The sequence below is a fragment of the Mesorhizobium sp. LEGMi-168a genome, from assembly GCF_058312955.1.
Genome location: NZ_JBZEGV010000002.1, coordinates 78,209 through 97,858 on the forward strand (window position 1 = coordinate 78,209; position 19,650 = coordinate 97,858).

Annotated in this window: 18 protein-coding genes; 11 read left to right on the plus strand and 7 right to left on the minus strand. The window is 64.7% G+C overall.

The window, feature by feature from the left end:
• Positions 1–14: 14 nt before the first annotated feature.
• From AC4FWB_RS03715 to AC4FWB_RS03735, 5 genes are all read left to right on the plus strand, one after another.
• On the plus strand, positions 15–695 hold the full coding sequence (locus tag AC4FWB_RS03715; protein ID WP_491024425.1) for a CvpA family protein: 681 nt from the start codon (positions 15–17) through the stop codon (positions 693–695).
• Positions 696–912: 217 nt separating this feature from the next.
• Complete coding sequence (gene purF / locus AC4FWB_RS03720) at positions 913–2,394, plus strand: amidophosphoribosyltransferase (RefSeq protein WP_491024426.1); 1,482 nt, start codon at positions 913–915, stop codon at positions 2,392–2,394.
• Between the two features lie 219 nt (positions 2,395–2,613).
• Complete coding sequence (locus tag AC4FWB_RS03725) at positions 2,614–3,357, plus strand: SDR family NAD(P)-dependent oxidoreductase (protein WP_491024427.1); 744 nt, start codon at positions 2,614–2,616, stop codon at positions 3,355–3,357.
• Between the two features lie 77 nt (positions 3,358–3,434).
• Positions 3,435–4,076, plus strand: a complete 642-nt coding sequence (locus tag AC4FWB_RS03730; protein ID WP_491024428.1) for a hypothetical protein — start codon at positions 3,435–3,437, stop codon at positions 4,074–4,076.
• 131 nt (positions 4,077–4,207) lie between these two features.
• Positions 4,208–4,432, plus strand: coding sequence for a hypothetical protein (locus AC4FWB_RS03735; protein WP_040984608.1), 225 nt, complete (start codon positions 4,208–4,210; stop codon positions 4,430–4,432).
• Between the two features lie 213 nt (positions 4,433–4,645).
• On the opposite strand, the gene AC4FWB_RS03740 is transcribed toward AC4FWB_RS03735, so the two are convergent.
• Positions 4,646–5,152, minus strand: coding sequence for an OsmC family protein (locus tag AC4FWB_RS03740; RefSeq protein ID WP_491024430.1), 507 nt, complete (start codon positions 5,150–5,152; stop codon positions 4,646–4,648).
• 166 nt (positions 5,153–5,318) lie between these two features.
• On the opposite strand from AC4FWB_RS03740, the gene AC4FWB_RS03745 reads away from it, so the two are divergent.
• The 3 genes from AC4FWB_RS03745 (at position 5,319) to AC4FWB_RS03755 (ending at position 8,819) form a co-directional block, all read left to right on the plus strand.
• Positions 5,319–5,798: a VOC family protein gene (locus tag AC4FWB_RS03745; protein ID WP_491024431.1), complete on the plus strand. Its 480-nt coding sequence runs from the start codon at positions 5,319–5,321 to the stop codon at positions 5,796–5,798.
• Positions 5,799–6,110: 312 nt separating this feature from the next.
• Positions 6,111–7,607, plus strand: coding sequence for a S10 family peptidase (locus AC4FWB_RS03750; protein WP_491024432.1), 1,497 nt, complete (start codon positions 6,111–6,113; stop codon positions 7,605–7,607).
• 294 nt (positions 7,608–7,901) lie between these two features.
• Entirely contained in the window at positions 7,902–8,819 is a 918-nt protein-coding gene (locus tag AC4FWB_RS03755) for a DMT family transporter (RefSeq protein WP_491024433.1), read from the plus strand.
• A 158-nt stretch (positions 8,820–8,977) separates the two neighbouring features.
• Here AC4FWB_RS03755 and AC4FWB_RS03760 read toward each other — a convergent pair whose 3' ends face one another.
• Entirely contained in the window at positions 8,978–9,832 is an 855-nt protein-coding gene (locus AC4FWB_RS03760) for a LysR substrate-binding domain-containing protein (protein ID WP_491024434.1), read from the minus strand.
• 113 nt (positions 9,833–9,945) lie between these two features.
• Here AC4FWB_RS03760 and AC4FWB_RS03765 point away from each other — a divergent pair, with 113 nt between their 5' ends.
• Both AC4FWB_RS03765 and AC4FWB_RS03770 read left to right on the plus strand, forming a co-directional pair.
• The gene (locus AC4FWB_RS03765) at positions 9,946–10,353 is read left to right on the plus strand and encodes a tautomerase family protein (RefSeq protein WP_491024435.1); all 408 of its coding nucleotides are present in this window, start codon (positions 9,946–9,948) and stop codon (positions 10,351–10,353) included.
• A 302-nt stretch (positions 10,354–10,655) separates the two neighbouring features.
• A complete protein-coding gene (locus tag AC4FWB_RS03770; RefSeq protein ID WP_491024436.1) occupies positions 10,656–12,878 on the plus strand; it encodes an AMP-binding protein in 2,223 nt (740 codons plus the stop codon).
• A gap of 193 nt (positions 12,879–13,071) precedes the next feature.
• Here the strand turns inward: AC4FWB_RS03770 and AC4FWB_RS03775 are convergent, their stop codons facing one another.
• From AC4FWB_RS03775 to AC4FWB_RS03785, 3 genes are all read right to left on the minus strand, one after another.
• Entirely contained in the window at positions 13,072–13,887 is an 816-nt protein-coding gene (locus AC4FWB_RS03775) for a CDP-alcohol phosphatidyltransferase family protein (protein WP_126101164.1), read from the minus strand.
• 3 nt (positions 13,888–13,890) lie between these two features.
• A complete protein-coding gene (locus tag AC4FWB_RS03780; RefSeq protein ID WP_491024836.1) occupies positions 13,891–14,628 on the minus strand; it encodes a phosphatidylserine decarboxylase in 738 nt (245 codons plus the stop codon).
• A 65-nt stretch (positions 14,629–14,693) separates the two neighbouring features.
• Positions 14,694–15,950, minus strand: coding sequence for a DMP19 family protein (locus AC4FWB_RS03785; RefSeq protein WP_491024437.1), 1,257 nt, complete (start codon positions 15,948–15,950; stop codon positions 14,694–14,696).
• 253 nt (positions 15,951–16,203) lie between these two features.
• Here AC4FWB_RS03785 and AC4FWB_RS03790 point away from each other — a divergent pair, with 253 nt between their 5' ends.
• Positions 16,204–17,097 carry an SMP-30/gluconolactonase/LRE family protein gene (locus AC4FWB_RS03790; RefSeq protein WP_491024438.1) on the plus strand — a complete coding sequence of 298 codons (894 nt, stop codon included), beginning with the start codon at positions 16,204–16,206 and terminating at the stop codon, positions 17,095–17,097.
• Here AC4FWB_RS03790 and AC4FWB_RS03795 read toward each other — a convergent pair.
• Entirely contained in the window at positions 17,076–17,417 is a 342-nt protein-coding gene (locus AC4FWB_RS03795) for an antibiotic biosynthesis monooxygenase (protein WP_491024440.1), read from the minus strand. The two genes, AC4FWB_RS03790 and AC4FWB_RS03795, sit on opposite strands and share 22 nt — an antisense overlap.
• A 324-nt stretch (positions 17,418–17,741) precedes the next feature.
• On the minus strand, positions 17,742–19,625 hold the full coding sequence (locus AC4FWB_RS03800) for an ABCB family ABC transporter ATP-binding protein/permease (protein WP_491024441.1): 1,884 nt from the start codon (positions 19,623–19,625) through the stop codon (positions 17,742–17,744).
• Positions 19,626–19,650 lie beyond the last annotated feature (25 nt).

Sequence of the window (19,650 nt, forward strand, 5' to 3'; positions counted from 1 at the left end):
GTGGGGCGAAAGACATGCCGATTACGCTGCTTGACGGAATTCTCGTCGGCTTCACCCTGGTCTCGGCGATGCTTGCCATGGTGCGCGGCTTTTCCCGCGAGGTGCTGTCGGTGGTCTCCTGGGCAGCGGCGGCGGCGGCGGCCTTTTTCTTCTACAAGCCGGTGCTGCCCTACGTTCAGCCCTATGTCGACAACGACAAGATCGCCATGGCGGCGGCAGCCGGCATTGTCTTCGTCATCGCGCTGATCGTGGTTTCGGTGATCACCATGAAGATCGCCGACTGGATCATCGATTCGCGCATCGGCGCGCTCGACCGGACGCTCGGCTTCCTCTACGGCGCGGCGCGCGGCGTCCTGGTCGTCGCGGTGGCGCTTTTGTTCTTCAACTGGCTGGCCGGCGCCAAGGCGCCCGCGTGGGTCGCCAATGCCAAGTCGCGGCCGTTGCTCGAGACCATCGGCGCCAAGCTCGAAAGCGTGCTGCCCGAGAACACGGAAGAGCTGGTCAACAAATATACGCATAAGGGCACGGCCACGACCGAGGCGCCGGCGACCACCGACCAGCCCACGGCCGAACCGCCGGCGACCGGCGAAGACAACGCGCCGGCGCCCGACGACAGCGAAGGCGAGGCTCCGGCCGACAACGAGCCGGCCCCTGCCACTCCGGCACCCGCCCCTGCTCCAGCGCCAGCAAACTGAATCCAGGCCAGCGCCAAAGCGCGTCACGCTGAAACGGATTCAGACGACGCGCTTTAAGGCTTTGTTTTGATGCATGTCGTTTTCTCAAAACCGCTGCGCACTTTTGGGCGACATGCATTCGCGCTGGCCTGAGGCATTTTGTGAATGCTGATCGGTGTGCGTTGCTTTCGACGAGCGACCGCCTTATATGGCGATTTTAGCGGAGCTTGAGCCCCACATGGCAGTTTCGAAGGCAGACGCAGACGACGTGCTTTCCGCCGAGGCCGATGATCATTTCCACGACGAATGCGGCGTGTTCGGCATTTTCGGCCGGCAGGACGCGGCGGCCATCGTCACGCTCGGGCTTCACGCTCTGCAGCATCGTGGCCAGGAAGCAGCCGGCATCGTCTCCTATGACGGCACCCAGTTCCACGTCGAACGCCATGTCGGCCTGATCGGCGACACCTTCACCAAGCAGCGCGTCATCGACAGCCTGCAGGGCAACCGCGCCATCGGCCACACGCGCTACGCCACCACCGGCGGCGCCGGCATACGCAACATCCAGCCCTTCTTCGCCGAGCTCGCCGAAGGCGGCCTCGCCGTTGCCCACAACGGCAACCTCACCAATGCGCTCACCGTGCAGCGCGCGCTGCAAAAGCAGGGCTCGATCTTCTCCTCGACCTCCGACACCGAGACGCTGCTGCATCTGGTGGCGACCAGCAAGGAGCGCGATTTGAATTCGCGCTTCATCGACGCGGTGCGCCAGGTCGAGGGCGCCTTCTCGCTGGTGGCGATGACGGCCAAGAAGATGATCGGCTGCCGCGACCCGCTCGGCATCCGGCCGCTGGTGCTGGGCGATCTCGACGGCGCCTGGATTCTCGCTTCCGAAACCTGCGCGCTCGACATCATCGGCGCCCGCTTCGTGCGCGACATCAAGCCCGGCGAGATGGTGGTCGTCACCGCCAAGGGCATCGAGAGCCTGTTCCCGTTCGAGCCGCAGAAGACCCGCTTCTGCATCTTCGAATATGTCTATTTCGCGCGGCCGGATTCCTCGGTCGAGGGCCGCAACGTCTACGAGGTGCGCAAGCGCATCGGCGCCGAACTGGCGCAGGAAAGCCCGGTCGAGGCCGACATCGTCGTGCCGGTGCCGGATTCCGGCACGCCGGCCGCGATCGGCTTTTCCCAGGCCGCGGGCATTCCCTTCGAGCTCGGTATCATCCGCAACCACTATGTCGGCCGTACCTTCATCCAGCCGGGCGATTCCATCCGCCACATGGGCGTCAAGCTCAAGCACAACGCCAACCGGCGCATGATCGAAGGCAAGCGCGTGGTGCTGGTCGATGATTCCATCGTGCGCGGCACCACCAGCCAGAAGATCGTGCAGATGGTGCGCGACGCCGGCGCCAGGGAAGTGCATATGCGCATCGCCTCGCCGCCGACCCGCGCGTCGTGCTTCTACGGCGTCGACACGCCGGAGAAGTCGAAGTTGCTTGCATCGCGCATGTCGGTCGAGGAGATGGCCGAGTTCATCCGCGTCGATTCGCTCGGCTTCCTGTCGATCGACGGGCTCTACCGCGCCGTTGGCGAGGCACGCCGCGACAATGACCAGCCGCAGTTCTGCGACGCCTGCTTCACCGGACAGTACCCGACCCGCCTGCTCGACTTCGAAGGCCACGACAATGTGCGCACGCTGTCGCTGCTGGCGTCGAGCGGGTCGTAGGGCTGCCAGACTACCGTTGTATTCGCCAAGCTACCCCCCTCTGTCCTGCCGGACATCTCCCCCTCAAGGGGGGAGATCGGCTGAACTCGAGGCTTTCGCCAATTGCCAAGGCCGCAGAGCAAGCGCCAGCGCTGGTGAAATCCAATCTCCCCCCCTGAGGGGGAGATGCCCGGCAGGGCAGAGGGGGGTGCTTCACGCCGACCTCACGGAATCTCTCACATGACCCTCGACCTTTCCGGCCGCGTGGCGGTCGTCACCGGCGCCTCGCGCGGCATCGGTTATTTCATCGCCAGGGAACTGGCCGCCGCCGGCGCGCATGTGGTTGCCGTTGCCCGCACCGTGGGCGGGCTGGAAGAGCTCGACGACCAGATCAAGGCCGATGGCCGCGGACAGGCGACACTGGTGCCGCTCGACCTTACCGACATGGTGGGCATCGACCGGCTCGGCGGAGCGATTCATGAGCGCTGGGGCAAGCTCGACATTTTGGTGGCCAATGCCGCCATCCTCGGCGTGATCTCGCCGATCGGCCATGTCGAAGCCAAGACCTTCGAGAAGGTGATGGCGATCAACGTCACCGCGACCTGGCGATTGATCCGCTCGGTCGACCCGCTGCTCAGGCTCTCCGACGCCGGCCGCGCCATCATCATGTCCGCCTCCTCCGCCCATTCGGCGCGCGCGTTCTGGGCGCCCTACGCGGCCTCCAAGGCGGCGGTCGAGACGATGGCGCGTTCCTGGGCGAAGGAGACCGAGAGCCTGCCGCTCAGGATCAATGCCGTCGATCCAGGCGCGGTTCGCACCGCTATGCGCGCGCAGGCCATGCCCGGCGAGGACCCGGAGACGCTGCCGCATCCCTCCGAGATCGCCAGGCGCATCGTGCCGCTGGCAAGCCCCGAGCTGAAGGAGACCGGCCTGATCTTCCAGGCCAAGCACAACCGCTTCGTCGCCTACCGACAGCCCGAATAATTCCGGTTTAGAGGCGGATTAAACAGGCCTCCGGCTACGTTCTTCGAATGTAAAACATTCGAAACCGGAGGACCGACATGCGCAGACTTCTTCTCGTTGCCGCCACCGCCGCTGCCGCCGCACTCGCCGCCACGGCAGGCGCGGCGCTGTCGCAAGACGCCAAGATGAGTTTCTTCGTCACCAGTGTCGGCTCCGGCAAGGGCGCCGATCTCGGCGGGTTGAAGGGCGCTGACGCGCATTGCGCTTCGCTCGCGGAAGCGGCCGGCGTCACCGGCAAGACCTGGCACGCCTATCTCTCCTCCAGCACCGAGGATGCGCGCGACCGCATCGGTAAGGGTCCTTGGTTCAACGCCAAGGGCGAGAAGATCGCCGACGATGTCGCCTCGCTGCACAGCGACGCCAACCTCGTCACCAAGCAGACGGCGCTCAACGAGAAAGGCGAAGTGGTCAACGGCCGCGGCGACAAGCCCAACCGGCACGACATGCTGACCGGCTCGAAGCCCGACGGCACGAAGATCGCCGACCAGACCTGCGGCGACTGGACGATGAGCGGCGCCGAAGGGGTGGCGATGATGGGCCATCACGACCGCACCGGGCTGGACGATTCGGTAGCGGCGAAGTCGTGGAATTCTTCCCACGCCTCGCGCGGCGGCTGCAGCCAGGACGCGCTGAAGGGCACCGGTGGCGATGGCCTGTTCTACTGCTTCGCCGTCGAGTGAACACGGGCAGGAACAGGCTGTTCACGGGTCTGTGAACGGGTCGGCGGAAGCGTGTTCCGCCGCCCTGCTTTCGCCATCTGTGGGGAGTTGCTAGGATCGGTCCGACTCCGACACAGCAAAGAGGAATTTCCATGGCTGCCACTCCCAGCGTAGCGTTGGTCTGGTATCTGGTCATCGCTGGCCCGCAAGGCGGCATGGTGGTGCTGCCCAGCACCTTCGACACCCGCGAACAGTGCACCAACGCCATCACCGAATATCAGAAGCAGCCGACACCGCAGGGCTGGGCCGTGCAATGCGTGCCGAGCGCCTCGCCGTTTACCGATGAAGGGGACGCCGAGGAGCCGTCGGCGCAGTAGCGCGAGGCGTGGCAACTGCTGATCTCCCCCCTTGTGGGGGAGATGGCCGGCAGGCCAGAGGGGGGCGCGAAGGAACGCCGACCTCAGTCGACTATCTGACGCTTGTATCTGAAAATTTTAGAGTTTTGCCTGCCGAATGTTTGAACGCCGGCGGGACAGCGCCCCCCTCTGCCCTGCCGGGCATCTCCCCCACAAGGGGGGAGATTGGCAGCGTCAGCGCCGTGCGCTGACCGACAACACCGGTCTGTTGTTGATCGTCTGGAACACCACGCAGTAGCGCTCGGTGAGTTTTAGCAGCGAATCGATACGCTCCTGCGGCTCATCGGTGTCGAGATTGAACTTCAGCCGGATCTCCCGAAAACCGACCGGCGCGTCACGGGCAACGCCGAGCGTGCCGCGAAAATCGAGGTCGCCTTCGGCCTCGACCGAAGCGTTGCCGAGCTTGAACTCCAGCGCCGTCGCCACCGCCTTCAGCGTCACGCCGGCGCAGGCGACCAGCGCTTCGAGCAGCATGTCGCCCGAGCAAAGCTCAAGCCCCGAGCCGCCGGTGGCCGGATGGAGCCCTGCCACGGCAAGCGCCCTGCCCGTCTCCACCTTGCAGGCGATCGACTGATCGTCGAGCGTTCCGCGCGCCCTGAGCGTGATCAGTGCCCGCGCGGCATCGTCGCGATAGGCTTCCTTCAGCGGCGCCTGCATGGCCTTGAGCGCTGTTGCATCCATTTTTTCTGTTCCCGGTCGAAAGCTTCCTAGGGCTGATAGCACTCTCTCAGGCGGACGCGAAGGAACGCCATACCAGCAATTAGGGCAACGGCGCGAAGAATGCCCTGTCGGATCGGGCGAAACCTGAACGTCCTTCGGTCGTTGTCAGACAGGAAGGAGATCCAGCATGGCCAAGGTGACCTCGCATCTGTGGTTCGAAAAGGACGCGCGGCAGGCGGCGGAATTCTATGTCGCCACCATTCCCAACTCGGCGATCGGGCGTATGACCGACGTGGCGGCGGACAATCCGAGCGGCCCCGCCGGCAGCGTCAAGATCATCGAATTCGTGCTCGACGACCAGAATTTCATCGCACTCGAAGCCGGTCCGCTCGACCCGTTCAACCATTCCTTCTCGATCCTGGTCGAACTCGAGAGCCAGGCCGAGATCGACCGCATCTGGAACGCCTTTCTCGACAATGGCGGCAAGCCCGAGCAATGCGGCTGGCTGAAGGACCGCTGGGGCCTGTCGTGGCAGATCGTGCCAAAAATCCTCGGCGACATGGCCGCGCATCCCGACCGCGAGCGCGCCAAACGCGCCACAGAGGCGATGCTTGGGATGGTGAAGATCGATGTGGTGGCGCTGGAGCGGGCGTTTGCGGAGGGGTGAGTTCGCTGCTCAAAGGTAGCATCATCAAATAGCCAAAGGCTGGCGGGACAGCGCCCCCCTCTGGCCTGCCGGCCATCTCCCCCACTTGGGGGAGATCAGACGTCGCCCTGGCTTTCGCCAATCTCCAACGTTGCAGTAGCGAGCGGCGCGCCGAAGCTGCCAATCTCCCCCCTTGTGGGGGAGATGTCCGGCAGGACAGAGGGGGGCGCGAAGGAATGCGACGCTCGCAAAGACGAGACACTCATCCGCTCCCCCCTTTGACTTCGGCCGCCCCGGCCATACCTTTGCGGAGGTCGTTCCTGCGGAGGCCTCATGCGGTCCAAGCTCTTCCCCATCATTCTCCTAGCGCTCACAGCCTTCGCGCAGCCAGCCCTCGCCGAAACACCCGAACGGCCGGCACCCGCCGGCGGCGTGCTGTCGCTTTTGCCGCCGCCGCAGGTGACCGAGCATTCTGTCACGCTCGGCGGGCGCAAGCTCGACTACCAGGCCAAGGCCGGCACGCTGTCGCTGCTGTCCGGCAAGGGCGAGGTCACGGCGGAAATCTTCTACGTCGCCTACACACAGCAGTCGCCCGCCCCGGCGAAGGAGCGTCCGATCACCTTCGTCTTCAACGGCGGGCCGGGCGCGGCTTCGGCCTATCTGCATCTCGGCGCGATCGGCCCGCGCATCGTCGCGACCGCGGCCGACGGCGAATTCCTGCTGCCGCCGCAAAAGCTGATCGACAATCCCGACAGCTGGCTCGACATGACCGATCTCGTCTTCGTCGATCCGGTCGGCACCGGCTATAGCCGCGAGGCGCCGGGCCAGGACACGAAGGCGTTCTGGGGCGTCGACCAGGACGCCAGCTCGGTCGGCGCCTTCATCCGGCTCTATCTCGCGCAGAACGGCCGCACCGCTTCGCCGCTCTTCCTCGCCGGCGAAAGCTATGGCGGCTTCCGCGCCGCGCTGCTTGCCAGGACGCTGCAGGAGGATGTGGGCCTCAGCCCCAGCGGCATCGTGCTGATCTCGCCGGCGCTGGAGTTCATGCTGGTGCGGCCGGACCAGTTCGACCAGTTGCACTGGGCGCTCGAACTGCCTTCGCTGGCGGCGGCGCGGTTGAAGACCGACGGCGTCACCGGTGACGCTTTGCGCGACAAGCTTGCCGAGGTCGAGCGCTACGCGCTTGGCGACTACCTGACGGCGCTCAACAGCGGCCTGGAGCAAGGCGGCAAGCTCGCAAGCGGGCGCGTGGCCGAGATCACCGGCCTGCCGCTCGACCTCGTCGAGCGCAATTTCGCCCGCGTCCCGACAGGCCTCTTCGCCCGCGAGTTCAAGCGCGCCAAGGGCAAGGTGCTCAGCCCCTATGATGCCATGGTCAGTACCGCCGATGTTGCGCCTGAAAGCGCGCGCATCGAGGGGCCCGACCCGGTGCTCGACCGCAGCGTGCCGGTGCTGACCTCGGCCTTCGTCGCCTATGCGCGCGACGAGCTGAACTATCGCACCGATGTCAGCTACCGGCTGCTCAACGGCGAGATCAGCCACAACTGGGACTACGGCACTTCGGGACAAGGCTATGCCGGCGTGATGGACGACCTGCAGCGCGCGCGCTCGCTCAACCCGTCGCTCGGCGTCGTCATCGTCAATGGCTACACCGACCTCGTCACGCCCTATCTCGCCACGCGCTATCTGGTGAACCAGATCCCCTCGCTCGCCGACGCCAAGCCGATCCGCCTCGACGTCGTCGAGGGCGGCCACATGATGTATCTCAGACCGGATAGCAGGCGAGCGCTGAAAGAGGCGGCCTCAGAGCTCTACCAGGCGACGCAGTGAGCGCCTGACCCAGCCTTACCAGTTCGCCCCCCGGAGCCCCCTGCCCCAACGCAAGCGCCGCGCTGGAACAGCGCCGAACACGCTTTCGCTCGTATAGCTGGCACAGCGGGCCCGATGGGGCGGAGCCGCCTCTACGCGAACCCAGCCGGACCGCATGGCCGACGTCGTCATCCTCGAAAGCCGCGAAAGGGTGCATCGGCGCCGGCCTGATGATCGTCGGCAACGAACATTTCCGCAAACGGGTGTAGGGCTCATGACAGAAGGTTGTCAGCAGAAACGAAATAGTCTGGTGTCATGACCGATACGCTCGAGGCACCGGAGAAATTCGAGACTGCTGCAGCCGACCCCGCTGCCGAACGCACGCTAGGCATCATCCTCGTGTCGGCTTCCGCCGTCGCCTTCGCGCTCACCGGCGCGCTGACCAAGTCGATCCATGCCGATCCGCTCACCATCACTTGCTGGCGCGGCTTCTTCGGCTCGATCCTGATCACCCTTTATGTGCTGTGGCGGCGGCGCCGTTCGGGCGGGCGCGAGAGCCTGAAACTTGGCTGGCGCGGCTGGCTGCTGGCGGTCGAAGGCGCTGCCGCCAGCATCGCCTTCATCTCGGCCTTCAAGTTCACCTATGTCGCCAATGTCGCGGTCATCTATGCGACCTCGCCGTTCATCGCGGCGCTGCTTGCCTTCCTGCTGGTGCGGGAAAAATTCCGGCTGCAGACGATGCTGGCGGCGGCCGTGTCGCTCTGCGGCGTCGCCATCATGGTGGGCGGCGGCCTCGGCAGCGGCCACCTGTTCGGCGACGGGCTGGCGCTGCTGATGACCACCGGCAGCGCCCTCTACATGATCATGGTGCGGGCCTTCCGCGACTCGCCCGTCGTCTGGGCCGGCGCTGTATCGGCCTTCCTGCTCTTCGTGCTCGGCTGGTTCGTCACCGACCCGTTGGCCGTCTCAACCCGCGACGTGGTGCTGCTTGCTGCCTTCGGCTGCTCCTTCGCGCTGGCCTCGATCCTGTGGACGGAAGGCTCGCGACTCATCCCTGCCGCCGAATCCGGCCTGCTCGGCTCGGCCGAAGTGCCGTTCGCCATCCTGTTTGCCCTGCTGTTCCTCGGCGAGATCCCGCCGATCGCCAGCATCATTGGCGGCGCCATCGTGCTTTGCGCAGTTTTTGCGCATGCCGGACGCGACTGGATCAGAGCGAAATCGGCGGGCTCGTAAAATTATTTTTTTGAATCACGGAACCATCATCCGACTCAGGCATTGTTAGCTCGACGGGTCACCCCCCAAGTCCCCCCAAACCCCTCGACCCGTCCGACTAGAAGCCGACCCGCAAAAAGGTCGGCTTTTTCTTTGGGGAATTCCTGGCGGGTTTTCGTTCATGACGGCAATGCCAGGCCGCTGCCGAGAAGCTCCGCCAGATCCCGCGCCGGCCGGCCGGCCTCGCGGCCAAGCCGGATGGCGAAGTCGGCCACCGGCAACGGCGGGAGGTCGAGATCGGGAGACGCCTCGACAATGCCGGAATGGGCGAAACGCCGGGTGCGCGGCGTCAGCGCGATGCCGGCATTGACCGCAGTGCGCAGGCCGGCAAGGCTGGCGCTGCCGGCGGCGATGCGGTAGCGGCGGCCAGCGGCATCGAGCGCATTGAGCGCAGCCTCCCTGAAGCCGCAATAAGGGTCGAGCAGCGCCAGTGGCACCGCCTCCTGCCGCGTCGCCAACCCTTTTTCCGAGCAGAGCCACAGCATCGGCTCGCTGATCAGGGCCGCTTCATCCGGAGATGGGGCATGGCGCATGGTGATCGCGAGGTCCAATTGGCCTGCCTGCAGCGCTGATCCGAGTTCCTGGGAGCGGCCGACGCGCAATTCGATCCGCACACGCGGATGGCTGCCGGCAAAGGCCCGCAACAGCTCCGGCAGGCCATGATCGGCAAAATCCTGCGTGGTGCCGATGGCGATGCGGCCACCGGCCCGCGCGCCCTTCAGCGCCAGCCAGGCCTCGGTGTGGACGGCAAGGATGCGCCGCGCGTGGCCGACTAGGTCCTCGCCGGCCGGCGTCAGCCCGCGCCCCCTGCCCTGGGGGCTAAGCAGCGGCTCGCCGACGATCTCTTCCAAGCGCTGCATCTGCGCGGTGACCGCAGAGGGCGAGCGGCCGACAGCCGACGCCGCCCTGGCCAGCGAGCCGCCGTCGACGAAAGCGAGAAAGGTTTTGAGCAGGTCGGGATCAAGCGTTTCCATAATTCTATATTATCGAAGCATTTATCAAAAACAATTCGATTTTTCTGACGCGTAGATAATGACATGGTCCTTCCATCGACGGCGCGAGACCGTCAAACCCGAAGGAGAAAGAAATGCCGATCATCAATGTCAGCGTCACCGGCGAGCCGGACGCCAAGCTGTCCGCCGCGATCGCCAAGGACATTACGGAGATCACGGCGACGCATCTGCGCAAGGACCCGACCATCACCGCGGTCGCGGTCTCCTATATCGACCCGCAGCACTGGTTCGCCGGCGGCAAGTCGCTCGCCGAGCATGGCACCAACACCTTCTGGCTCGACATCAAGGTCGTCGACGGGACCAACACCAAGCTCGAGCTCGAAGCCTATCTCAAGGCGGTCTTCGAGGCCTTCGGGCGCCTGCTCGGCGGCGTGCATGAGGAAAGCTATGCCCTGGTCCATGAGGTGCCGGCGGCGGCTTACGGCTTTGGCGGCAGGTCGCAGGAGTTCCGGTTCATCAGCGGGAGGCTGAAGGCGGCGTAGCGCTGACGCCCAACCTTCTCCCCTTGTGGGAGAAGGTGGATCGGCGCGCAGCGCCGAGACGGATGAGGGGTATTGGAAGAAATGAGGCTTCGAAAAATCAAATGCTTTGAGGCGCTTACATCTTCAGCGTAGCGATCCGTCCAACACCCCTCATCCGACCGAGCTTCGCTCGGCCACCTTCTCCCACAAGTGGAGAGGGTCAGGTCGCACCTCCCACATTGACGTCGCCCGCACTTCCGCTACCCTCTGCCACCGAGCGGCCGCCAAGAGCCGCGACCTGGAGGACGTTGGGAGAGAGCGGCATGATGCTGACATTGGCGCTGCTTGCGGGCCTTGTCTTTGCCTGGCTGCTGATCGGCGTGATCGAGACGTTCCGGCTCGACATGCGCTTCACCCAGGCGCTGCTCTATGTGCCGTTCAAGCTTGCTTACCGCGTTGCCGACAACCGCATCCGCATTGCTCGCAATGCACGGACGCCGGTCATCTATGTCGTCTCGCACCAGTCGCGCATCGAGCCGGCGCTGATGCTGTCGCTGCTCCCGGACGACACGCTGCACATCCTGGACGAGGCCTCCGCGCGCTCGCCGTGGCTGGAGCCGTGGCGCGAGCTTGGCCGCACCATCGCCTTCAACGCCGAGCATGTCTTCGTCAGCCGCCGGCTGGTGCGCGTGCTGAAAGGCAAGGGGCGGCTTGCCGTCTATCTTCCCGACACGGTCGAGCCCGACGTCAAGTCGTTCCGGCTGTTTCGCGCCATCACTCGCATTGCCATGCAGGCGGACGCGCGCATCGTGCCGATCTTCGTCGCCGGCGCGCGCGACCTGCCGGTGTCGCTGACGCCGAAGGACAAGGCGCCGCGCCATTGGTTCCCGCGCCTGTCGCTCAGCGTGCTGGAGCCGATGACGGTCGCCGAGCTCGTAGCCCGCAATCCCGACATGGCCTCCAACACCAACGCGCTGTTCGACCGTTTTGCCGAAGCGCGGCTCTATGGCAGCAATCTCGATCGCGGCCTGTTCCTCGCCATTCGCGACGCCGCAACCAGAGTCGGCGCCTCGCATCCGATCATCGAGGACGTCATTTCGGGCGCGCTCAGCTATCGCAAGATGTTCATCGGCGCGCGCGTGCTCGGCCGCCGCTTCGAGGCGGTGACGGCGCCCGGCGAAGCGGTCGGCCTGCTTTTGCCCAACGCCAACGGCGTGGTGCTGTCCTTCGTCGGGCTGATTTCGGCCGCCAGAGTGGCGGCGATGATCAACTACACAGCCGGCCCGGCGAGCGTGACAGCGGCGATCCGCACCGCAGTGATCCGTACCGTGGTTTCGTCTCGCGCCTTCATCGAGAAGGCCGGCATCGACGACATCGTCGCCGCGGTCGAGGCAGGCGGCGCCAAGATGCTGTGGCTGGAGGACGTGCGCGAGAGCGTGACGGCATTGGACAAGGTCGCCGCCGCGCTTTTCTGGCGTTTTCCGCTGCAGCGCCAGGATGCGGCCAAGCCGGCGGTGATCCTGTTCACCTCGGGCTCGGAAGGCACGCCGAAGGCGGTGGTGCTCTCGCACCGAAGCCTGCTTGCCAACGCCATGCAGGCCGAGGCGCGCGTCACCATCTCGCCCGCCGACATCCTGCTCAACGTGCTGCCGGTGTTCCACTCCTTCGGACTGACCGGCGGCACCATCCTGCCGTTGGTGACCGGGGTGAAACTGTTCCTCTACCCCTCGCCGCTGCACTACAAGATCATTCCCGAGATCGCCCGCAAGGTGAAGCCGACCGTCATGTTCGGCACCGACACCTTCCTTGCCAACTACGCCCGCACCGCCAATGACGGCGACTTCTCCAGCCTGCGCTTCGTGGTGGCCGGCGCCGAGGCGGTGAAGCCTGAGACGCGCCGCACCTATCGCGACCGCTTCCAGGCGTCGATCATCGAAGGTTTCGGGCTGACCGAGGCGGCGCCCGTTGTGGCGGTGAACACCGCCATCCATAACCGCGACGGCACGGTCGGGCGGCTGCTGCCGGCGATCCGCATGAAGCTCGAGCCGGTCGAGGGCATCACGGATGCCGGCCGGATGTGGCTCGACGGTCCGAACATGATGATGGGCTACATGACCGCCGACCGTCCGGGCGAATTGCAGCCGCTCGAGGGCTGGCACGACACCGGCGACATCGTCTCGGTCGACCGTGACGGCTTCATCACCATTCGCGGGCGGGCAAAACGCTTCGCCAAGATCGCCGGCGAGATGGTGTCGCTAGGCGCGGTCGAGATGCTGGTCCAATCGCTGTGGCCGGAAGAACGCCATGCGGCGGTGGCGGTGCCCGACAAGCGGCGCGGCGAACGCATCGTTCTGGTCACCACCGCCGACGACGCCAATGCCGAGGAACTGCGCCAGTTCGGCAAGAAAGCGGGCGCCGCCGAACTGATGGTGCCCAACGACATCATCAAGGTGGAAGAGATTCCGGTGCTGGGCTCCGGCAAGACGGACTATGTCTCGGCGCGCAAGCTGGCGATCGACAGGTTGGGACTGAGCGCGGCGGCTTAGGCCGGAAGGTGGGAGGGCAGTATCCTCAGCGCTGGCGGGACAGCGCCCCCCTCTGTCCTGCCGGACATCTCCCCCACAAGGGGGGAGATCGGATGTCGCCTCGGCTTTCGCCAATCGCCAACGTTGCAGGATGGGCGGCAAGAGGGGGGCGCGAAGGAACTCGGCGACTCGAAGTCGCGCGTCTCCAACAAACTCAGCCGATATCCGAGGGCGGCACCTTCTCGCCTTCGCGCATGGCCCGCTTCGAATAGGCGCGGACCGAGAACGGCAGGAACAGCAGATACCCGGCGACAGAAGCGGTCAGCGTGTACCAGGGATAGGTCATCAGCAGCAGGATGTAGAGCACGACGCCAAGGATGACCGGCAACACCCTGTCGCCAGGCACCTTGACGCTTTTGCCCGAATAGACCGGCAGGCGGCTGACCAGGAGGAAAGCGACCAGCACGGTGAAGCCGGTGGCGACGAAGGCCGCCGGCCGGCTTGGCTCAAGCCCCAGCCGCAGGAAATAGAGATAGAGCGGCAGCATGACCAGCACCGCGCCCGCCGGCGCCGGGACGCCGACGAAATATTCGGTCTGCCAGGCGGGCTGGTCGGTGTCGTCGGCCAGCACATTGAAACGGGCAAGCCGCATACCACAGGCGATGGTGAAGAGGAGCGCCGCGATCCAGCCCGGCGAGCCGGCGCGGTCGAGCAGGAAGGCGTAGAGCACCAGCGCCGGCGCGACGCCGAAATTGACGATGTCGGCCAAAGAATCCATCTGCGCGCCGAACTTCGAGGTCGCCTTCAGCATGCGCGCCAGGCGGCCGTCTATGCCGTCGAGGAAGGCGGCGAGCAGCACCATGACGACGGCCGGCTCGAAACGATCCTCGAAGGCGAAGCGGATGCCGGACAGGCCGGCGCAGATGGCGAGCACGGTGACCAGATTGGGCAGCACCATACGCATCGGTATCTCGCGGATGCGCGGACCGCCGCTGGCATGCGCCTCGAATTTCTTGAAGGGCGCGCCCACCGCTCAGGAAATCCTGACCAGCGGGGCGACGGCCGCGCCGCCAAATTCGGCAAGCACCGTCTCGCCGCCCACCGCGGTCTGGCCGACGGCGACGCGCGGCACCGCGTTCGTCGGCAGGAAGACGTCGACGCGCGAGCCGAAGCGGATCAGCCCAAAACGCTCGCCGATGCCGATCGAGCCGCCGGCCTCGGCCCAGCAGACGATGCGGCGCGCCACTAGGCCGGCGATCTGTACGGCGGCAATCGTGCCGTTGGGACTATCGATCACCAGCCCGTTGCGCTCGTTCTCGGAGCTTGCCTTGTCGAGCTCGGCATTGAGGAATTTGCCCGGACGATGCTCGATCCGCGTGATCCTGCCGCGCACCGGCGCGCGGTTGATGTGGCAGGAAAAGACATTCATGAAAACCGAGATGCGGGTCATCTCGCCCGAGCCCAGGCCAAGCTCGCGCGGCGGCACCGCAGGCCCGACGGCCGAAATCACGCCGTCGGCCGGGCTCACCACCAGCCGGTCGTCGACCGGCGTGACGCGCTCGGGATCGCGGTAGAAATAAATGCACCAGGCGGTGAGGATCAGCCCGATCCAGAACAGGGTCGAGGAGAAATAGCCGAGGAAAAGCGTCGCCGCGCCGAAGGCGGCGATGAAGGGATAGCCCTCGCGATGGATCGGAACGAACGTATTCTTGACCGAATCGAGAAGCGTCATCGGGCTTGGGGCGGTCCCTGTTTCAGGTTCGGCCTCAATAGCCGAAAGCCCCCCTCCCCGCAACGCAACAATGGGGGAGGATGGGGCCGGCGGAGTTGGACGACCTAGCCGGCAGCAGCGGAGCGATCAAAGTGCTCGTCGAGTTCAGGCATCGTAGCCTCGGCGAGCTTTTCGTCATCCTTGCCACGCAACAGCACACCGCCATTCGGCGAAGACAGGAAAAGAAAGGCCCGGTTAGACGCCAGTACCACCCAATTCACGACTGGCCCTTCCGCCGTCTGAACTATTGAGTTCGCGGATACAACGGTACCCGTTGGGTCGAGCCCGGCCTTGCGCAGCAGAAGGTCAACAGCGACAGGAGCATGGTACCGCTCGGCCAATTCGATAACCGTCTTGATCTCCGCCCCATCAGCATGGCCAAGCCGGACGCCGACCCGCGGTGCGCTTGCTCCCAACGGGTTCTCACCCGGGCGTATGACCGGAGGGTCTTCAGGGGCGACATATTCGTAAACGGCAACGTGTGTCTTTGTTGCAGCGCATAGCCGAAGATCTTTCGCACTGGTTCGAAGCTGGAAGACCAGCTGCTTTTCACCTTCGAGATCCAGCATCCTTGCCATACCGAACGCCAACTTGATTTCCGATGGCGATATCTTTGCGCAGGCGAGGCCGGCGCCGACCTCGCGCTGGCTGAGCATCTGGCTCGCCAGTTTGCCAACAGACTCATGAAGAAGCCTGCTGTCGCGCTGGGGGTTGGACAGCACTAGTTGGTTGATCGCTTCGTCGTAATCGTCATCATCGACAATTTGCAGTTCGGGCCAAGAAGCGATCCAACGCGCAAGCAAATCCTCCATCGGTACGGCTTCATCCGCTTCGTAGAACGCATCATCGAGCGTATCCAGGAAATCGTCGCGGCCACCTTCGAAGCCCGTTTGCTTCGCGGCTTTGTCAGGATGCTTGGCGACCCAGGCTGACATCTTTTCTAAAGTCGCCAACTGCCCTTTTGCTCCGCACGCGCTGAGTCCGGCTCTGGCGTTGGCAGTCATGGTGTCGATTTCCCTGCCCGCATTGTGGATGAATTGGCTATGGCCGCCGTTCTTTACCTCTGAGGAATACCAGTCCGCATGAAAGACCTGCATCGCCTTAGCGCTGATCTCCGGATAGCGATAGAGCCCTTTGGAAACCATCGCCACAGTGAATTGCATGACAGCCAAGACGAGACGAAAAGGGCTTCCGCCAGGTTCTTCGACCTTTGAACGAGGCACAATAATCATGGGTACGAGGAGGCTGGCATTCTTGTTCGCGGAAGCTAGCGCTTTCTTCTCGGAGGCTCCTTTGGACTTGCGCGAGAAAAACCCAAACATCGAAAATGTTTCCGTAATCCAAAGCAACTGCGGGCTGGTTATTTTCGACGTGACAATACCATCTGTTTCTAGATTTGAAAGGCACCCAGATGTGGTCAGATTTGGCGGGCTATCGCCGCGCAGTAGGCCTTTTAAAATTGTCGATCGCTATGTCGGCAAGCCCCACGATCGGCCGTCCTTGGTAGGATAGCGCCGCACGACGCCTCTGGAAGGTGACGAAGCGCGAACGGCCACGCAGCCAAGGAGCCAACCAATGCCATCTCCGAGATCCGCCACCGAGAACGCCAAAGTCATCACAGAGGGCCTCGCCTTCGGCGAGTCGCCGCGCTGGCGTGACGGCCATCTCTGGCTCTGCAACTGGGGCACGGGCGAGATCGTCGCCGTGGACGAAGATGGCAAGAGCAAGGTGATGCTCACCGTGCCGGCCGTCCTGCCCTATTCGATCGACTGGTTGCCCGACGGGCGGCTGCTTGTCATCTCTGGACGGGAAGGCCTTCTGCTCCGGCAGGAAGCGGACGGAACGCTCGCCACCCATGCCGATCTCCGGGGGTTGTCCAAGAACCCCTGGAACGAAATCGTCGTCGACGGACGCGGCAACATCTATGTCAATGGCGGCGGACCGGCGCCGGCGCCGGGCGAGCATTTCGGGCCAGGCACCATCGTGCTGATCATGCCGGACGGCGCGGTCCGGCAGGTGGCCGAGAACATCGCCTTCGCCAACGGCATGGTGGTGACGCCGGACAACAAGACGCTGATCGTCGCCGAATCCCACGCCAGGCGGCTGACTGCCTTCGACATTGGCGATGACGGCGATCTATCCAACCGGCGCGTCTGGGCCGATCTCGGCAATGATTATCCCGACGGCATCTGCATCGATGCCGAAGGCTGCGTCTGGTATGCCGACGTGCCCAACCGGCACTGCGTCAGGGTGAGCGAAGGCGGCGCGAAACTCGACCGCGTCGAGGTCGATCGCGGCTGCTTTGCCTGCATGCTTGGCGGAGCGGATGGCAAAACGCTGTTCGTCGCCGCCGCCGAGTGGCGCGGCTTCGAGCATATGGTGAGCGACGCCCGCACTGGCCAGGTGCTGAGCGCCGCTGTTTCGTCGCCTGGGGCGGGATGGCCGTCCTACAATTCCGGCACGCGTTGATAGTTGGCGATGTCGGCCTTGACGCCGAGGCGCGCGATGGTTTCCTGCGGGTTGAAGGCGATGCGTTCATGCGCGGCCTTGACGATCGGCACCACCCTATCGACGGCCGCCTGGCTTTCCCATTCGACCATGGTGACGATGTTGAATTCGCCGGGGCCCGAAAACTGCTCGAGCAGGAAGTCCTGCACGAAGCCCTCCTGCTGGCGCAGCAGTTCATGCGTCATGCGGACCTTACCCAGGATCTCGTCGCGCGCTTCCGCCGGGACGACGAACTTGTCGACCCGGAACACGCTGCCATCGCGTTGATTTATCTTGCTCATTTCGATCTGTCTCCGTTCTTGAACGAGGTGCTTAGCAGGGGCTCGGAGACGGTTTGCAAGCTCAAGATAGGTTGAGGTCAAGGGGAAATTTGCGGTGACGATTGCGCGGCGGCGAAGCTGCTGATCTCCCCCCTTGTGGGGGAGATGTCCGGCAGGACAGAGGGGGGCGCGAAGGAACGCCACCCTTTGAGCTATCCAGCGATCAGGCACGAACCGGCCGAGGTATATGCGGCTGCAAGGCGCTGATAGGTCGGCGGGACAGCGCCCCCCTCTGCCCTGCCGGGCATCTCCCCCACAAGGGGGGAGATTAGCGCTCTACCGCCCCTACGAAACCTCCGAAGTCCTTCTCCGCACGACAACACCCAGCTCGTCGCCTTCGCGGGCGATGCGCAGCCGCTCCTCGGCTTCGGTCGCTTCGCGCTGGCGGTCCCACATCGAGGCGTAGAGGCCCTGCTTGCGCAAGAGCGCGGCATGGGTGCCGCGCTCGGCGATCTGGCCGTCCTTCAAGACGATGATCTCGTCGGCCGAGATCACCGTCGACAGCCGGTGCGCGATGACGATGGTGGTGCGACCCTTGCTGACGAGGTCGAGCGCGGCCTGGATCTCCTGCTCGGTCTGGGTGTCCAGCGCCGAGGTCGCCTCGTCGAGCATCAGGATCGGCGGCGCCTTGAGGATGGTGCGGGCGATCGCCACGCGCTGCTTCTCGCCTCCCGACAGTTTCAGCCCGCGCTCCCCGACCATCGAGCGATAGCCCTCGGGCAGCTTGGCGATGAACGGCCCGATCTGGGCGAGTTCGGCCGCCTTGCGCACCTCCTCCTCGCTGGCGCCGACGCGGCCGTAGCGGATGTTATAGGCGATGGTGTCGTTGAACAGCACCGTGTCCTGCGGCACCATGCCGAGCACGGCGCGCAGGCTTGCCTGCGTGACATCCCTGATGTCCTGCCCGTCGATCAGCACCTGGCCGCCCTGCACGTCGTAGAAGCGGAACAAGAGCCTGGAGATGGTCGACTTGCCGGCACCGGAGGGGCCGACGATCGCCACCGTCTTGCCGGCCGGCACGTCGAAGGAGATGCCCTTCAGGATCTTGCGGTTCGGATCATAGGAGAAGTGGACGTCGCGGAACTCGACCTTGCCGTGGCCGACTTTCAACGGCCTGGCGTCCGGCTTGTCGACGATCTCCTGAGGCACGTCGAGCAGGTCGAACATGTGCTCGATATCGGTCAACCCCTGGCGGATCTCGCGGTAGATGAAGCCGATGAAGTTGAGCGGCACGGAAAGCTGCATCAGCATGGCGTTGATGAAGACGAAATCGCCGACCGACTGCGTGCCCGCCTGCACTTCCAGCGCCGACATGCACATGACGATCACTGTGCCGAGGCCGAAGATGAAACCCTGGCCGAAGTTCAGCCAGCCGAGCGAGGTCCAGGTTTTCGTCGCGGCGGCCTCGTAGCGGGCCATCGAGCGGTCGAAGCGCTCGGCCTCCATGCGCTCGTTGGTGAAATATTTGACCGTCTCGAAATTCAACAGCGAGTCGATCGCCTTGGTGTTGGCGTCGGTGTCGCTGTCGTTCATGTCGCGGCGGATCGAGATGCGCCAGTCGCTGGCCTTGACCGTGAACCAGACATAGATCCACACCGTGACCGCGACCACGGCCACATATTTCCAGCCATAGGTGTAGGCGAAGATGCCGGCGGTCAGCGCGAATTCGAGAATGGTCGGCGCCGTGTTCAGCATGACGAAGCGCACGATCGTCTCGATGCCCTTGGTGCCGCGCTCGATGATGCGCGACAGGCCGCCGGTGCGGCGCTCGAGATGGAAGCGCAGCGACAGCTGATGCATATGGACGAAGGTGCGGAAGGCGAGCTGGCGCACGGCATACTGGCCGACGCGGGCAAAGAGCGCATCGCGGAGCTGGTTGAAGCCGAGCTGCACCAGCCTCAGCACATTGTAAGCGATGACCAGCATCACCGGCGCGAGCATGAAGGCGGGCAGCGGCGGCGGCGTTTTCGAACCGTGGGCCAGCGCATCGGTCGCCCATTTGAAGAAATAGGGACCGGCGACCAGCGTCACCTTGGCGACGACCAGGAGCAGCGTCGCCCAGGTGACGCGGGCTCTCAAGTCGGCGCGGTCGGCCGGCCACATATAGGGCCACAGGTTGCGCAGGGTCGCGAGGGTGCCGGTTTCGGCGGAGACGGTCTTGTCGGCCACTAGTCTTGCCTTTTGGGTGAGTGGG

What these genes read in the sequence shown, in the direction of transcription:
- AC4FWB_RS03715 (WP_491024425.1), top strand. Translation starts at nt 15, where the DNA reads ATGCCGATTACGCTGCTTGACGGAATTCTCGTCGGCTTCACCCTGGTC.
- purF (WP_491024426.1), top strand. Translation starts at nt 913, where the DNA reads ATGGCAGTTTCGAAGGCAGACGCAGACGACGTGCTTTCCGCCGAGGCC.
- AC4FWB_RS03725 (WP_491024427.1), top strand. Translation starts at nt 2,614, where the DNA reads ATGACCCTCGACCTTTCCGGCCGCGTGGCGGTCGTCACCGGCGCCTCG.
- AC4FWB_RS03730 (WP_491024428.1), top strand. Translation starts at nt 3,435, where the DNA reads ATGCGCAGACTTCTTCTCGTTGCCGCCACCGCCGCTGCCGCCGCACTC.
- AC4FWB_RS03735 (WP_040984608.1), top strand. Translation starts at nt 4,208, where the DNA reads ATGGCTGCCACTCCCAGCGTAGCGTTGGTCTGGTATCTGGTCATCGCT.
- AC4FWB_RS03740 (WP_491024430.1), bottom strand. Translation starts at nt 5,152, where the DNA reads ATGGATGCAACAGCGCTCAAGGCCATGCAGGCGCCGCTGAAGGAAGCC.
- AC4FWB_RS03745 (WP_491024431.1), top strand. Translation starts at nt 5,319, where the DNA reads ATGGCCAAGGTGACCTCGCATCTGTGGTTCGAAAAGGACGCGCGGCAG.
- AC4FWB_RS03750 (WP_491024432.1), top strand. Translation starts at nt 6,111, where the DNA reads ATGCGGTCCAAGCTCTTCCCCATCATTCTCCTAGCGCTCACAGCCTTC.
- AC4FWB_RS03755 (WP_491024433.1), top strand. Translation starts at nt 7,902, where the DNA reads ATGACCGATACGCTCGAGGCACCGGAGAAATTCGAGACTGCTGCAGCC.
- AC4FWB_RS03760 (WP_491024434.1), bottom strand. Translation starts at nt 9,832, where the DNA reads ATGGAAACGCTTGATCCCGACCTGCTCAAAACCTTTCTCGCTTTCGTC.
- AC4FWB_RS03765 (WP_491024435.1), top strand. Translation starts at nt 9,946, where the DNA reads ATGCCGATCATCAATGTCAGCGTCACCGGCGAGCCGGACGCCAAGCTG.
- AC4FWB_RS03770 (WP_491024436.1), top strand. Translation starts at nt 10,656, where the DNA reads ATGATGCTGACATTGGCGCTGCTTGCGGGCCTTGTCTTTGCCTGGCTG.
- AC4FWB_RS03785 (WP_491024437.1), bottom strand. Translation starts at nt 15,950, where the DNA reads ATGTTTGGGTTTTTCTCGCGCAAGTCCAAAGGAGCCTCCGAGAAGAAA.
- AC4FWB_RS03790 (WP_491024438.1), top strand. Translation starts at nt 16,204, where the DNA reads ATGCCATCTCCGAGATCCGCCACCGAGAACGCCAAAGTCATCACAGAG.
- AC4FWB_RS03795 (WP_491024440.1), bottom strand. Translation starts at nt 17,417, where the DNA reads ATGAGCAAGATAAATCAACGCGATGGCAGCGTGTTCCGGGTCGACAAG.